This window comes from Vulcanisaeta distributa JCM 11217 (assembly GCF_001316005.1).
GTDB classification, from domain to species: domain Archaea; phylum Thermoproteota; class Thermoprotei; order Thermoproteales; family Thermocladiaceae; genus Vulcanisaeta; species Vulcanisaeta distributa_B.
On sequence record NZ_BBBJ01000010.1, the window covers coordinates 41,094 to 55,117 of the forward strand.

General features: G+C 47.6%; 16 protein-coding genes, 1 tRNA gene and 1 pseudogene. 6 read left to right on the forward strand and 12 right to left on the reverse strand.

The window, feature by feature from the left end:
• Positions 1–137: 137 nt before the first annotated feature.
• The 5 genes from JCM11217_RS10675 to JCM11217_RS10695 all read left to right on the forward strand — a co-directional run bounded on the left by JCM11217_RS10675 (position 138) and on the right by JCM11217_RS10695 (position 2,706).
• A complete protein-coding gene (locus JCM11217_RS10675; protein ID WP_243679244.1) occupies positions 138–662 on the forward strand; it encodes a hypothetical protein in 525 nt (174 codons plus the stop codon).
• 95 nt (positions 663–757) lie between these two features.
• Positions 758–1,015 (forward strand): hypothetical protein, encoded by a 258-nt coding sequence (locus tag JCM11217_RS10680; RefSeq protein WP_243679245.1) that lies wholly within the window; start codon positions 758–760, stop codon positions 1,013–1,015.
• Between the two features lie 23 nt (positions 1,016–1,038).
• Complete coding sequence (locus JCM11217_RS10685; RefSeq protein WP_243679246.1) at positions 1,039–1,242, forward strand: hypothetical protein; 204 nt, start codon at positions 1,039–1,041, stop codon at positions 1,240–1,242.
• Entirely contained in the window at positions 1,235–1,495 is a 261-nt protein-coding gene (locus JCM11217_RS10690; RefSeq protein WP_054842907.1) for a hypothetical protein, read from the forward strand. The genes JCM11217_RS10685 and JCM11217_RS10690 overlap by 8 nt, the downstream gene beginning before the upstream one ends.
• Positions 1,453–2,706: a hypothetical protein gene (locus JCM11217_RS10695; protein ID WP_054842908.1), complete on the forward strand. Its 1,254-nt coding sequence runs from the start codon at positions 1,453–1,455 to the stop codon at positions 2,704–2,706. Before JCM11217_RS10690 ends, JCM11217_RS10695 begins: the two co-directional genes overlap by 43 nt.
• Before the next feature lie 854 nt (positions 2,707–3,560).
• On the opposite strand, the gene JCM11217_RS16565 is transcribed toward JCM11217_RS10695, so the two are convergent.
• The 11 genes and pseudogenes from JCM11217_RS16565 to JCM11217_RS10725 all read right to left on the reverse strand — a co-directional run bounded on the left by JCM11217_RS16565 (position 3,561) and on the right by JCM11217_RS10725 (position 12,416).
• Complete coding sequence (locus tag JCM11217_RS16565; RefSeq protein WP_243679247.1) at positions 3,561–3,722, reverse strand: hypothetical protein; 162 nt, start codon at positions 3,720–3,722, stop codon at positions 3,561–3,563.
• A 43-nt stretch (positions 3,723–3,765) separates the two neighbouring features.
• Positions 3,766–3,909, reverse strand: coding sequence for a hypothetical protein (locus JCM11217_RS16570; RefSeq protein WP_243679248.1), 144 nt, complete (start codon positions 3,907–3,909; stop codon positions 3,766–3,768).
• Positions 3,910–3,999: 90 nt separating this feature from the next.
• Positions 4,000–4,080 (reverse strand) — tRNA-OTHER (locus JCM11217_RS10700).
• A gap of 84 nt (positions 4,081–4,164) precedes the next feature.
• A complete protein-coding gene (gene ppcA / locus JCM11217_RS10705) occupies positions 4,165–5,703 on the reverse strand; it encodes a phosphoenolpyruvate carboxylase (RefSeq protein ID WP_054842909.1) in 1,539 nt (512 codons plus the stop codon).
• A 222-nt stretch (positions 5,704–5,925) separates the two neighbouring features.
• Positions 5,926–6,633 (reverse strand): annotated as a pseudogene (locus tag JCM11217_RS10710) (prephenate dehydratase).
• A gap of 224 nt (positions 6,634–6,857) precedes the next feature.
• On the reverse strand, positions 6,858–7,538 hold the full coding sequence (locus tag JCM11217_RS16575; RefSeq protein ID WP_243679249.1) for a hypothetical protein: 681 nt from the start codon (positions 7,536–7,538) through the stop codon (positions 6,858–6,860).
• Entirely contained in the window at positions 7,499–8,689 is a 1,191-nt protein-coding gene (locus JCM11217_RS16580) for a glutamate synthase-related protein (protein ID WP_243679270.1), read from the reverse strand. Before JCM11217_RS16580 ends, JCM11217_RS16575 begins: the two co-directional genes overlap by 40 nt.
• Positions 8,690–8,773: 84 nt before the next feature.
• The gene (locus JCM11217_RS16585) at positions 8,774–9,118 is read right to left on the reverse strand and encodes a hypothetical protein (protein ID WP_243679250.1); all 345 of its coding nucleotides are present in this window, start codon (positions 9,116–9,118) and stop codon (positions 8,774–8,776) included.
• 68 nt (positions 9,119–9,186) lie between these two features.
• Positions 9,187–10,593, reverse strand: a complete 1,407-nt coding sequence (locus tag JCM11217_RS10720) for a glutamate synthase (RefSeq protein ID WP_243679251.1) — start codon at positions 10,591–10,593, stop codon at positions 9,187–9,189.
• Positions 10,572–11,201, reverse strand: a complete 630-nt coding sequence (locus tag JCM11217_RS16590) for a hypothetical protein (protein ID WP_243679252.1) — start codon at positions 11,199–11,201, stop codon at positions 10,572–10,574. The genes JCM11217_RS10720 and JCM11217_RS16590 overlap by 22 nt, the downstream gene beginning before the upstream one ends.
• A 195-nt stretch (positions 11,202–11,396) precedes the next feature.
• Positions 11,397–12,416: an isocitrate/isopropylmalate dehydrogenase family protein gene (locus tag JCM11217_RS10725; RefSeq protein ID WP_054842910.1), complete on the reverse strand. Its 1,020-nt coding sequence runs from the start codon at positions 12,414–12,416 to the stop codon at positions 11,397–11,399.
• A gap of 165 nt (positions 12,417–12,581) precedes the next feature.
• On the opposite strand from JCM11217_RS10725, the gene JCM11217_RS16595 reads away from it, so the two are divergent.
• Positions 12,582–12,776, forward strand: coding sequence for a cupin domain-containing protein (locus JCM11217_RS16595; RefSeq protein ID WP_243679253.1), 195 nt, complete (start codon positions 12,582–12,584; stop codon positions 12,774–12,776).
• 143 nt (positions 12,777–12,919) lie between these two features.
• Here JCM11217_RS16595 and JCM11217_RS10735 read toward each other — a convergent pair whose 3' ends face one another.
• The gene (locus tag JCM11217_RS10735; protein WP_243679271.1) at positions 12,920–13,978 is read right to left on the reverse strand and encodes a 2-isopropylmalate synthase; all 1,059 of its coding nucleotides are present in this window, start codon (positions 13,976–13,978) and stop codon (positions 12,920–12,922) included.
• Positions 13,979–14,024 lie beyond the last annotated feature (46 nt).

The window sequence follows — 14,024 nt, forward strand, 5'->3', positions numbered from 1 at the left end:
ATCATCGAATACCTCGCCTAAGGAGTACGTTAATGAGCGGGTATTCATAAACCGTAAAGCCTACTCAACCTCATTCGACTCACTTTTTATGAACACCCGAAGTAAAAAAGTCTGCATATTTATTACTCTTGATGGGTATGGGTTCTAGATCAGGGCTTTTGCTTATTATTGCCGTGTTCGTAGTCGCCATTGCCGTCATCTCATTCGTGGTTAGGTACTTCCTCATACCCAGGCACTTCCTCCCATCGTATGTAATGCCTAAGGCCATTGATTACGGCTTCCTCTATTGCAACAATCACTTCATAGTTATTCCTGGAAATTCAATGGTTATCCTCCGTTATCACGTTCATGGTAATGTAACCATTAATGGCGTAGTCATCTACATGGCTTTCCCAGCCGACTTAATTAATGCATCCTTAAATGCCTTCTCGAGACTGCCAAATCCGAGTGATGCCATGATGCTTGGTGTCTATGTTAATGGCAAGTTAATTGCCGTGAATAATGACTCGTCGCCAATCCTTGGTTTAAAGACTTCTGTGAGTATACCATACCATTACGGTAATGAGACCGTGACCTTCTGGCAACTACTGAGCCTTAGGAATGAAACATACGCCCTAGTTGAGTACACAAGCTATGGAATCGCCTCCCAACAATCAACCTAACGCCAAGTGATAACTTAACGGTCATCATCTACTCAGCAGTACCCTACGCACTACCCTCGTGTGCTATGACCAACGAGAGTTCTGAGGTTGGGTTAATGGTTAATAATGACTGGATTGGGTTGATCGGCGTTTACGGCGTGTCCAACGCCACACCAACGGCTAAGCAGCTCTACGTGGAGGGTAGGTACATAACAGAGGTGCCCATAATCTACGTAATAAACGTTACAGGCCCAATAAGCCAATTACCGCAGGAACTAACACCAGGACTACTCACCAATGCAAGGCCACTCGCCATTGGGTACGCGCCATCATTCGCAATCGGACAAACACTACCACCAACAGGCAATGGGTGATGGACATGGTGAGCAAGCTCATTATGGGCCCAGGAATAAGGTGGTTGGTTGTGATGGTTCTGGCGTTCTCGGTATTATCGGTCTTGTTGGTTGCGTTCATCGCCTTTAGCCAACAGCCTAGGGCTGGCTTGAGGCCATTCATGGTGATTAATAGGACTGATTATCAGGTGGATTACTACGGATTATCCGTTGGTGAACCGACGATAGTGATTAGGGGGTGTGTATGATGGTTCGCCTGTACCAATAACCGTTAGTCTCTTCGCCATCACGCCCGGCAAGCTATACGTCGTTGGCTATTACTACGGTAATGGCGCCGTGTCAATAAACCTCACGGGTAGCCTAATCACTCACGTGGCCAATAGGTGGCTTAGCAGGTATGGTGAGGCCCTATGGCCGTCATTAATAGCCTTCATAACGTATACCTCAGGCAATAAGTCGTGGACTGTAATCACGGCAATCCCTACGACCCATCTTGGGTAGTCACGAGGAAGCCCGTATCAATTGCGGTCGCGACTAAGCTCGATAAGGTCAAGCCGGCAATACTTAAACCGGTTACGTCACGTACGAGCAGTGACGCCATAAATAACGCATCTAAGGTGGAGCCCGCGGTGATTACTGGCAGTGGTAGGGGGGGGAGCTACTTCGGTTATTTATACGTTGGTAATTGCTTGGGAAACGGCGAAATCAATAATGTGGCTAATCAAATACCCACTGACACAGCTGCAGCGTACTGGGTGCCTAAGCAGTGCAACGAGCTTGAGGGACCAATACCGCTGATGTTCGTTGGCTGGGGCCAGAACGCGATACGAAGCAGCATATCCGCCATTGATCTTGATTTCGCTGGCACTGCGCAAAAGGGTTCTGGGCTTTACGGCATTATCGACTTATCGTACCCCCCCGATACATCATCCCTAACGTCGCAATTATTGCTCGTAGGCCCAACAATAACATTTAACAATAACTACTATTTAGAAGGCGAATATGCATCCTTTGTTGGTGGTTATGTAAACAATGAGGGAGGGGGGGTTGGAGTTGTTGTCGTTGAGCATGGTTCATCAACGAGCTCAACACTGTCGGGGGGGACGGACTTGACATACACAACCCCCCCAGGCCAGGGCTTCGTCTATCTAGGACTCTACGGCAATATTTCCTATGTATCCTTTGAGGAGTACGTGCATGGCCGGCCGTTAAACGACTGGGCCAATGGAACGCTACCACTATCAATCTCCCCAAGTGAGATCTCCGGTAACGTGCTTTTCGTATATCCAGGCCTTGACACTGGTAATGGACCTATCACGGGGGGGATGTTCACGGCAGTACTGTATGACTATAAAATAACTGGTCAATTACCAATAAGCCTATTGGACGGATACTCATACCCAGTAAACCACCAATGCAGTAATGCACCGCCGGCGACGCAAACCGGTTCGAATCAGATATCCTACATCTTAAGCACCGTGACTAATACCTACTCGCCTAGCCCCATTGGGTGGGGGGGCTTCCTGACGGGTTCCCTAGTAACTGGAACATTCCCTACTGATTTACCTTGGCGGTTACAAATGACTGGCGGTCCAGCAATTTTAGGTGTTTTCATACTCACCAACTTATACTACAATCAATTCGCGCTGCAAGCCACCGTAGTCATCAATTATTACGTCTCCCCACCAATTCGTTCTACGTCACGTTCCTAGGCACGCAGCAAGCCTCCAATGCCCAGGGCTTCCACTTAATGGGCATGATAATAAACAAGACCAATTACTACTTAGGCATTCAGAGTTGCTAAGGCTAATCACTGGCAGGGTTAGTCGCCAAGACCTGTGAAGTACTCGGAAAAATGCTTAATGAGGCGATGAGTGAGGGCAAAGGCAATTAGGACTCAAACCATTAAAAAGATTTCAATAGAATATTGAAAGAGCAGGAGATTACAGAAGGGCCTCCTTTAAGCGACTACACGGTTATGTTCGTGCAGTAATTAATTTCTTATGATGAAGCAACTAATAATTCTTAGATTGCAAATACGTGAGCCATGTAATTGCTCAGTCTCGCCCTCACGTTCAAAATCGGTGCTAGTTGCATGTGGTGTTGATTAGGGAATTTCTTAATTTAGCAGGTATACCTTTTAAATCATGGTTCCTTAATTGTTACTGATTGGCATTGATGATTATGATGTGCGGGGGGGTGGGGGGGGTTAAACCCGATGACGTGTGGTGGACCGCCTGAGTGATGATGATACGCCGGCACCGATGGGGGGGACCAGCCCACCCCGCTGTTTATGCTTTATACCTAAAACTTAATTAAGTTTCTCCTAAAGGGAAAATCACCGACACGGCAAATATGGCGCATTCCTTAGGTACCAATTCCTAAGCTCCTCATGCTCAGGCAGCCAATAATGCTTGATGAGGGTTCTGTTCTCGCTTGGTGGTGCCCTATCCCGCAGGATATTCTCGATTAACTTCGGAACACCCTGCCAATTATCCAGGTCGTGAAGAACTTACGCGGTTCATAAAGCTTGAACTCACGGTTAAGAATTTGCTTAGCTGCGTCTTTAATCTCCTAAACTCCTCAAAATCTCAATTAGAAACAACGTACCTACCACTAACAGAACAAACACACTAACCAAATAACGCTTAAGGTATGAAAGGAGTGAATCTCTAAACTCGGGATTGGCTTTAACCCTGGCGATAACCTTAATGATATCGCTCACCATTGTCAGCTCAATTTCAGGAACCTCCTCAGCGAACCTACGCTTACTAGAGCGAATAATCGAAATAAAAATTAAGAGTCACGCCCAAATCCCTGGCTTTAACACGCTTCTGCTCCATCACGCAATTAATGACCCTAACCCTAACATTACTAAGAATCCTCTTAAGGTCATAAAGCCCACAAGTAACCATACCGTACAAGCTAATGCAGAATCCTATTCAAGTACTCTGTAACACGAAAACAACGAACTGTAATGTGGTAAGGAAGTCTGAACGCTATTTTGGTGCGGCCGCCGGGATTTGAACCCGGGTTCTGCGGCTCGGGGGGGGCCGCCATCCTAGACCAGTCTAGACCACGGCCGCTGTGGGATTTACTTGTTTTGGAAATTTAAGTTTTCTCGGTTTTACCCCATGGCTATCGATTTGGGAATCAATAATAGCTGTTAATTACCCTATTGCATGCCTTATTTGCGCCATCTCAACCATGTACCTGGCCGTATCCTCCTCCTTACCTTCAATCAATGAGTTAATGAGTAATTGAGCCAATAATTCATGCTTTTTACCTTCATAATCCCTAGGCCCTGTCTTTATGCCCATGTCCTCGAGCGCCTTAATGTCTCTCCTCACGGCATTAATTACCTCATTATCAACTCCAAAGACATCGCTAAACCTGGCCATTAAGTCAACGCACTCATGGCATATGTAATTAGCGGCTCTGTTTAGGTCGTGCACCAGGTTTACGTAGGTCTCCCTCAGCGTTGCGTACTCCCCCTCACTAAGCTCATTAATGACTGATGCGCCGAGTATCTCGGGTGGTATGCCCAATGAGTATAGCGCGGCCACGAAGGTTATGGCGCGGGGGGGCAGCACGATACCCCTGAAGCCCCTACTATAGCCGAATAGGCCTATGTGTAGTTTCCTGGCCCTCCTCCTGGGCACGTAGTTTGAAACCCTATTTATGACGCTTGCCAAGCCCTCGATCTCCCTTTGGTAATTGACTACGTACTTATTGATTATGGTAATGAGAGTATCATGGTCAGGGATGGCGCAGTCATTGCTTGGCGCCCTATTGTTTAGCTTCGAAATGGCGTTAATAACCTCACCCTCTGGGTAATCATACCTAAACGCTGACTGCACAGTGAACGTGTGCACGCATGGGTACTCCCTAATGACGTTGTCCACATTATACGGCGTTAGGTGACCCCTAAATGGTGTGGGTCCAACACCAATTATTGGGTAAATCCCAAGCCCAAGCTCCTTACCCAAGTACAACGCCTTGCTAAGGGCTATCTTAGCCATGAGGACTGCGGGTACTAAGCCGTAGTTCATTGCTGGGTCTGACCTGGCTATGAAGATCCTGAGGTAACTCGGCCTAACCGCTTTCCAATAACCAATGATTATCTTATCAATACTAAGCATTGAGTTCAAGTCCTCTATGAGCGGTATCACGTCTATTGTACTCGGCTTAACGCTGCCCAGGACGTCCATGACCTTGACGCTGGGAAGTAACTCAATGAAGGCCTTGCCGGAGACTACCTTCTCATAGTACCTATACGTAAATATGAGCTCCTCAGCCCTCGAGGTCAATGGAAGTATTACTTGGAATACCCCATTAATGTCGTCAGTGCCGTAGAATTCCCTAGCCACGTCATAGGCCGTGGGTATTAACTCAAGAGCCTGCGAGAATAACTTCCTCTCGGCCGTCTCAGCCCAAGGATTAGGTAGTCTGAGTGTTAGGTATACGTCTCTACCAATAACGCGCTCCCTGAAGAAGTCCGGGTATCTACTGAGTAGTTTTCTGACCACGTAGATGTCCACGTCTTTACCCTCGAAGTCCCACATGACCTCATGACAGCCATATAGGCTGTAGGCCAGGTAGGCTTCGTGAACCTCATCATCGCCCTGGATTATGCTATCCCTAGCCCAGCCAGGCACCCTGGCGTTGTCTGGGTGTTGCGTGCACATGCTCCTTGGAATGCGGTTCATGGCTAAGTGGTTAATGGAGTGCTGCTTAATAAGCTATACTTATTTTATATAAATTCGTCGATTGAGTATATAGAATTAGCCAATTAATGAATACGGGATACTGGGTAACTACCCAATAACTTCACGTAAACAGCAACCCTACCCAACTCATTAAACGCTCCCGAGCACTCCTCATTGGACAATTGGCACTCCGCTTCAAGCAGGAAGTCGTAACCCCAGGGACTACCCCCTATTAGGCCTTGAGTAGATCATTGACAGGTTAATACCGAGTTCGGCAAAGGGCTTCAATGCGTTGTATAGGGAGCCCGGCCTATTGGGTACTGAGAATATCGCCAGCGTCCTATCCCCCCCAGACCTATTCATGTGCCTAGTTATTATCAGGAACCTGGTATAGTTTGGGTTATCCTCAATGCCGCAAACCAGTGGTTTAAGCCCGTAGAGCTCAGCCCCCCCAATCCTAGACGCAATCGCTGCCCTATGCCTATGTCCCTTAACTAGCCTTAGTGCCTCTGACGTTGATTGTGTGTAACTTATTGAGGCATTAAGCCTGGAAATGAAGTTAAGTGCCTCATTAATCGCGTGTGGGTGTGAGTAAACCTCCTTGATCTCTCCCAATTCAACGCCATCATTAACCACTAAGCATAGGGTCACCCTGTAATCAATTGCGTAATTTACGTAGACCCCCCCCACCTAAGCAGTGCCTCCATGGACTCCCCCCCAACAACCCCCCCGCCTGGTTATTCTCAATGGTATAACACCGAAGCCATAATCACCCTGATAAACACCCCCCCTAACCACATCACTTATGGACCTAAGTGGCGTGAGCATAGCCCCCCCACCGCCAAATAACTGAATCGCAACCTCATGGGAATAACTGCCCTCAGGCCCTAGGTAGGCAACCCTATCATTATTAATCAGCAACTCATTCACGAACTTAAGGAGTAATGGTTCACGTATTGATTGCACAAGCTCAGTAATCCTCACATTACCTCCATGCTTAATCAACAAATACCTCAACCTGTCCAGGTCCTCCTCAACCCTAATTATTGCGTCAATTAGTTCTGAAATTCCTGGTTAACCACGCAGTTGCCTATTGGCTATACTTTATAAATATTACCATGGCGTAAACTACTTATTATATTTTCAACCGGCAATTACCTATAAAGTGCGTCTTCGCCGGCGAGCTTAACCATGAGCATATTCCTAACCCTACCACTCAACGCCCTGAGCAATTCCCTATTGCCAATTATTGATTGAAGCGAGTATATGCCGGCTGCGCCAAGGAGTTGGGCAATCTCCCTCTTAATACCCGTTAGGAACCTCATTAGCCTGAGCCTAAAGTCCTCAATACCCTCATAACCATGCAAAGCCCTCTCCACAAAACCACTTATGATAACCGCGTCCGCACCAAGGGCCACTAACTTAACAATATCGCCACTACTCCTAACACTGGGCATGTGTATTATCAAATCCACGTAATCCCTGACACCCCTCCTCCTAAGCTCCAAATCAAGCCTTACCAGGCTCACCTCTGGATGGTCATCATCAATGTCGATTATTACACCACTAAATCGACCATCACTGCTCACTAGCTTATTCACGGCATTACCAACCTCACTGGCACTGGTGACCCTCAGGTACGTAGGTACGCCAACGCTAAACCCAGCCTGCCCCCCCACGTGATTCACCACAAGTGCGCCCAAGCCATCAACATACCTATCCCACATAACCCTCATTAAGTGCTTATTATCTACCACGTCCATACCCTCAAGGTCTATCATCACCGAATTAGCCCTTACCACGAATTTAGCGGCTTTAATGAGTTCATCATCCAAGTCCTTGGTGGCCTAATTATCACCGGCATGGAGAGCCACAGCTTACCACCGGCGAGTATTGTTGAGACGTCTATGTCCTCCCTATATGGGTCTATGGCTGGTTTCGTGACCTGAGCACCGTCAAACCTAAGCCAGTCAATTAATCTCTTTGGAGGCTCAACCTCAGGAGGTCCATTACTACCCATACTAACTATTACCACGTCACCGCTCCTCACAAGCTGCGTTGCATATATTGAGTAGTCGGGGGGGGTCCAGACATCGCCCTGGCTCGTAATATCCCCCCCATCCCCCCCAGTATCGCAATCCACCTCTTTAATGCCCAACACCCTAGCCGTGATCTCATCAATGCAGCGACCCCGTAATAAATCCCTCCTACCCACAAGCCCTTTAACGTCATTAATGCCCAAGTGATCCAGGATTAACCTTAATTCCTCCATGAACGCCACCAGGAAGTTCCTTGAGGACTTTAGGGCGAAGTCGTGGTCGACAATCACAGACCCGTCTGCAATCTTACTTGTTATTCCCGCCGGGCAATTACCCCTATGGCATGTCCTAGCCATGACGCACCCCATGGATATCAGTAGGGCTGTTCCAAGGGCAACCGCGTCTGCCCCGAGGGCTATGAGCTTAGCAGCGTCATCCGACGTGGAGACCCTCCCAGAGACTATTAATGTGACCCTGTCCCTCAAATCCTCCTCCCTAAGCATCCTATCGGCAGAGGCCACAGCTAACTCAATGGGTATGCCCACGTTATCCCTAACAATCAATGGCGTGGCTCCCGTACCAGCTCCATGGCCATCGATTATCACTCCATCAGCGCCCATTCTGGCTATGCCCGTGACAATGTACGGCGTGTAATTCGTGGCGGCGATCTTTACAAACACAGGCTTGCCCGTCGCCTCCTTGAGTGCGTCAATCCTCTGCTTCAAGTCCTCTATGGAGTATATATCATGGTGTGGCGCAGGCGATAGCGCGTCAACGCCTACCGGTATTCTCCTGACCTGGGATATGACCTGGGTAACCTTGGAACCAGGTAGGTGACCGCCAATACCAGGTTTCGCACCCTGCCCAATCTTAATCACAATGCCCATGCCCGCCATCAACGTGTTTATGTCAACGCCAAACCTAGCCGAGGCCCATTGAACGAATATCCTCCTGTGCCTAGCAACCTCAGGGTGAAGCCCACCCTCCCCCAGTGCCGCTAATAAGCATTAACTCGTCCGCGAGCTCCGCCTCTACGATATTTGGGACTCCGGCGAGGGATCCGAAGGACATGTCGGCCAGGTATATGGGCGCGGACACCTCGATACCCCCCCTATGAATGATGTGAGGCTAGCCTTACCTCTCTCATTACCCGTCAGCTTGATTTCGTCAATCCCAAAATCAACATTATCAAGGATCCTAAACCTCCTAACGCCCCCCCTCCTAAATATCCTAATTGGCCTACCGTGCATCGCCATCTCCCTAATCTCCTCAATAACGCCACTATACCAGAAATCGCTTGTTGGTCCCTTGTTCGTTAACCTAATGAAGTCTCTAATTACCTGCCTAGGCTTATATTTATTATATAATTCATTCAATGATTAATAAATAACCTATTTATAAATATTACCATCCTATCTAAATAATATATCAAAATAATAAAGCATTACTCAGCGGTTATAATTGTGTATTTAGAGCTTAGTAAATAATCAATTATTGACTCATTTAAGTTAAAGTCATGGGCAAATTTACGTAATATGGGCTCCAATTCCTTAACCTCGTCTTTGTTCAAGTCTCTATACTCAATACTATTCCTCCTGACATGTTCCGAACGCATCAACACACTAAGTAACCTATTAACTTCATCCTGTCCTAATTCCTCATCCCTTGACGCATCGAGGAATTCCCTGAGCTCAAAGTAGGGTATTGTTAAGCCTACCTTATTCTCAGGTACCCTGCCCCCCCTGATATATATCCTACCGCCCACCATGCCACTACCCACGTGCTTACCTACCAACTGGGCATTACACTTATTCAATGCGTCAATACCGAGAACCATGACTACACCGCCTGCCATGTACTCACCGAGGTAATCATCGACCCTACCACCAATTATTAAGTAGGGCCTCCTATCACGGTACTCACGCATTTGAATACCAACCCTATTACCTGCGTTACCCCCCCTCACGAAGACCTCACCACCCTGCAATGCCTGGGCGAGTATGTCCCTGGCATCGCCGTGTATTATCACTCTACCGCCGTGCATCGTGTCAGCGACATCATCCTGAGCATTGCCGTAAACCACGAACTCAACGCCATTATTGAGATTGGCTAATGAATTACCTGGAATACCATATATCTCAACCCTGACATCCCTTATGCCATGCCTCGGTAAGTTCACGCCTATGAATCTATGGCCCCCCCTAACGTTTATGACCCTGATGATCCTTTCACCGCTCAATGCTCTCCTCAATATTTCCTCATTTAGCTCCCTATAACTAAGGCCCTCAGCATTTATGGCGTCTCTACCAACATAGGTTGGGAATGACCTCTGTGGGAAGAAGGTATCAACTTCCTCCTTAGCCCTACCCCCCCATGAAATAATGCCACGCCTTAATGAGGCTATGAAGTACCCACCGGGTTCGAGAGTCCAAACCCTGGCACTCGGTGACACGGTCCTAATGGCTGCCTCCTCGCTGGCCACGTAGTAATAATGATCATCCATGCCTATGACGAGGGGGGGTCTCAGCTTAAACCTATCGACCATCGCCACGAGGTAAAGGTCGTCATTATGGTATATGCCCATGAGTATTGCGAAGGGGGGGCCATCCAGCATGGCCCACCTAAATTGCTTAATTAGCGATAGCGCGTTACTGTCAACTGCGTACTTAGGTGATGAACCAATTAGTACCTTTATGGCATCCTCAATGTCAAGTCCATGCACATTAATTAGATAATGCATTAGGTATGCGGCCACCTCACTATCCGTGCCCACGAATGAATTAAGGCCGTATTTATGGGATAGGGCATTCACGTGGTTACCGTAACTACTTAACTCACCATTATGAACCACGGCAATGTCCCCCCCACAGAAAATGGGTGTGACCAATACGGTAAATAGCCAGGTGAGTTAGTTGGGAATCTCGTGTGGGCGATCCATAGATCAGCCGTGTATCTCTCTATTCCGTAAACGGACGCTATCTCGCTTGGGTAACCAACACCCTTAAACACGTCAATATGCTCACCCCCCCAGTAATAAACCCTGCCAGCCCTATCCTCCCACAGTAAGTCGTTAATGGAATTAACAATACCTGCAAAATTAGGGCTAGGCTCAGCACTATTGAAGACCTTAACCTCCAAATCCACTATTGGCCCCCCCAGCTTATTCCTAACCCTCACATCCACCGAGTCAATACCGCTATCCCTCATCACAGACTTAATCGTGTCCACGGCATTATTCATCAACTCCTCCTTAACGAAAACACCCATCCTAAGGCCCATGGATTCCCGATTGAGCAGTGCAAAGCCCGAACCCAACCCTGCACCTCTGAACTTAATGGCCTCCATAGCCCTAGCCACAAGATCGCCATTAACCCTATCAGAACCCTCACCACGCTTAATAACGCCAAATATTCCGCAATCCATTGGGTACTTAACGATAAATACCATATGTATTGGCAATAAATAAGCACATGTAAAGAGTATTTAAGTTTTATATTTCCTAGGGAATTTGTAAATAAGTTATTTTTATTCCCTGAATATTTATATATTAAATAATGATGAAAATAACCAGGAATGCATATGATTATTTTCAAAAATTTAACTATAATACTTAATTAAATATTTATTAATAATATTAACTATTACATTAATGAATTAAATGCGTTTAATTACCTCCGTAGTAAAGGATTCGGTAGTGTAATTGCCTCCTAGGTCAGGCGTGTGTATTCCCTGGCTTAGGGTGTTAATTACGGCATCCTCAACCGCACCTCCCGCCGCCACGTAATTATTATTCCCTGTCCTCTCCCCCCCATACCACCTGAGCATCCATGCTGCACTTAGTATCATTGCCGTTGGGTTTGCGATTCCCTTACCGGCTATGTCGAAGGCTGCGCCATGTATTGGCTCAAATAATGCCTTATTATCGCCCACGTTGGCTGAGGGTGCAAGCCCTATGCTACCGGTTACGTAGGCCGCCAAGTCACTCAGTATGTCGCCGTATAAGTTCGTCGTTACTATGACGTCGAAGTCCTGGGGGGGCCTCCTAACGAGGTCCATGACTGCCGCGTCTATGTACATCTCATTAATCAACACCTCAGGGTACTCCCTCGCGACATTCCTAACGACACTTCTGAACAAGCCGTCTGACACCGTCAATACATTGGCCTTATGCACAATGGTGACCCTCCTGCGCCTAGCCCTCGCCATATTGAGGGCCACCCTGGCAATGCGTTCGCTAGCCCTCCTCGTTATCACTCTAAGGGCTACTGCCGTATCATCATTAATCATGTACTCAGCCCTCACGTAGACATCCTCAGTATTCTCACGCACTATGACTAAGTCCACGCCATCCCTAACCGCCTTAACCCCCCCTGGGTAATTCCTCGCTGGCCTAATATTGGCGTATAGGTCAAGCCCCCCCCTCCTTAGTTTGACAACAACATCACCCGCACTCTCACCCACGGGTCCCTTCAATATTGCATCTGCACCCTCTATTATCGGCCAGTACCTACTTGGCAATGCCTCCCCATACTTTCTAACTGCATTATCGCCGGCCTCAACGTAGGCAATATCGATGTTTAAGCCGTACTTAGACGCAGCCATCTTAAGAACCTCAATGGCGGACTTGGTCACCTCAGGTCCAATGCCATCACCCTCGATTACGGCTATCCTCATCAGGAGTAATTACATAGCCTATTTTTATGCATTGCCAATCTATAGAAAATACTGACCATACTGAATTAGTACTTAAAAATCAAAATCATATAACTAAGTAATGGCCTACTTAAGTACGAGGAATCCAATTGGGAAAAGCTTGGAAACTTAATCTATAGGAAACACATGCACGGGCTCAGGGTGACGATTGCTCAATTCAAACTGTTAAAGGGCTCAGTCGTTAAGCCGCATTCCCACGCTCATGAGCAGGTCTCAATAGTGATTAAGGGTAGGTTAAGGTTTACCGTGAATAATGAGGTATACATAGCGGAGCCTGGCGATATAGTTCATATACCCCCCAAACGCCATGCACAGTGTTGAGGCCCTTGAGGACTCGCTCGTAATTGATGTTTACTCGCCGGTTAGGGATGATTGGTTAAGGGGGGGTGAGGATAAGTATTTGAGGGAGTAGGTGCTTAAATTTTAAAAATAGAGTAAAATGTTCGCTATCATAATCAGCCTTCTTAGTTCAATCTATCATCATGATTAAGCACCTCCATCACTATGCGACTAATGTCCTCCTCAGAGGCCCTAATGCCCATATCACCTAACTCCTTAACCCTCCTGAGCACTGCATTAACAAGGTCATCACGCGGCTCGATGCCCATGGACTTAAGAACGTAAACTATTGAGTGCTTACCGCTGTGCTTTCCAACGACTATCCTCCTACTCATACCAACTGACCCAGGGTCTATTGGCTCGTAGGTCAGTGGGTTCGAGAGCACCCCCCCATGCACGTGAATACCAGACTCATGCGAGAAGGCGTTGGCTCCAACAATGGCCTTGTTGGGCGGTACTGGTATTCCAAAGAGCTTAGAGACTAGGTCAGAGACCTCCTTAATTTTTTCGAACTTAATTCCAACCTCGTAATTAAGCAAGAACCTCACGGCGGCCGCGATCTCCTCAAGTGCTGCATTACCTGCCCTCTCACCAACGCCATTTATGGTCCCATGAGCTTGGTCAGCTCCAGCCTCAATCGCAGCCACGCTATTTGCCACGGCCATCCCAAAGTCATCATGGCAATGCACACTAAGTAGGTAATTACCCCCCCTAACATTCTCCCTAACAAACCTAACGAGCGACGCCATCTTACTCGGCCACATAACACCCACGGTATCCGCAATATCGAGCCTATCAGCGCCGGCATTAACAACCTCCTGAAAAACCCTGACCAGGAACTTAGGGTCACTCCTCGTAGCATCCTCAGCGCTGAACTCCACGGTTAGGCCATGGGACTTCGCATAGCTTACTGCGTTCACGGCAGCCTCGACCACCTCCTCCCTACTCATCCTAAGTTTATACCTCATGTGCAGGTCTGATGTGGCTATGAAAATGTGTATGGCCTTCACGTCGGCATCAATCACCTTATTAATATCCTCCCTCCTGGTCCTCGCCAATGCAATAACCTCTGAATTACTTACCTCCCTAGCTATTGACTTAACGGCCCTAAACTCACCCTCACTAACAATTGGAAATCCAGCCTCAATGGAGTCAACGCCCAACTCCTCAAGCTTTAACGCGATTAGTAGCTTATCCTCGGGCTTTAGGGCGACACCAGGGGGGGTTTGT

Excerpts from the sequence above, each read along its gene's own strand:
- ppcA (WP_054842909.1), bottom strand. The coding sequence starts at position 5,703 with ATGAACCGCATTCCAAGGAGCATGTGCACGCAACACCCAGACAACGCC.
- JCM11217_RS16595 (WP_243679253.1), top strand. The coding sequence starts at position 12,582 with ATGCACGGGCTCAGGGTGACGATTGCTCAATTCAAACTGTTAAAGGGC.
- JCM11217_RS16570 (WP_243679248.1), bottom strand. The coding sequence starts at position 3,909 with ATGGTTACTTGTGGGCTTTATGACCTTAAGAGGATTCTTAGTAATGTT.
- JCM11217_RS10725 (WP_054842910.1), bottom strand. The coding sequence starts at position 12,416 with ATGAGGATAGCCGTAATCGAGGGTGATGGCATTGGACCTGAGGTGACC.
- JCM11217_RS10680 (WP_243679245.1), top strand. The coding sequence starts at position 758 with ATGGTTAATAATGACTGGATTGGGTTGATCGGCGTTTACGGCGTGTCC.
- JCM11217_RS16565 (WP_243679247.1), bottom strand. The coding sequence starts at position 3,722 with ATGGTGAGCGATATCATTAAGGTTATCGCCAGGGTTAAAGCCAATCCC.
- JCM11217_RS10675 (WP_243679244.1), top strand. The coding sequence starts at position 138 with ATGGGTTCTAGATCAGGGCTTTTGCTTATTATTGCCGTGTTCGTAGTC.
- JCM11217_RS10685 (WP_243679246.1), top strand. The coding sequence starts at position 1,039 with ATGGGCCCAGGAATAAGGTGGTTGGTTGTGATGGTTCTGGCGTTCTCG.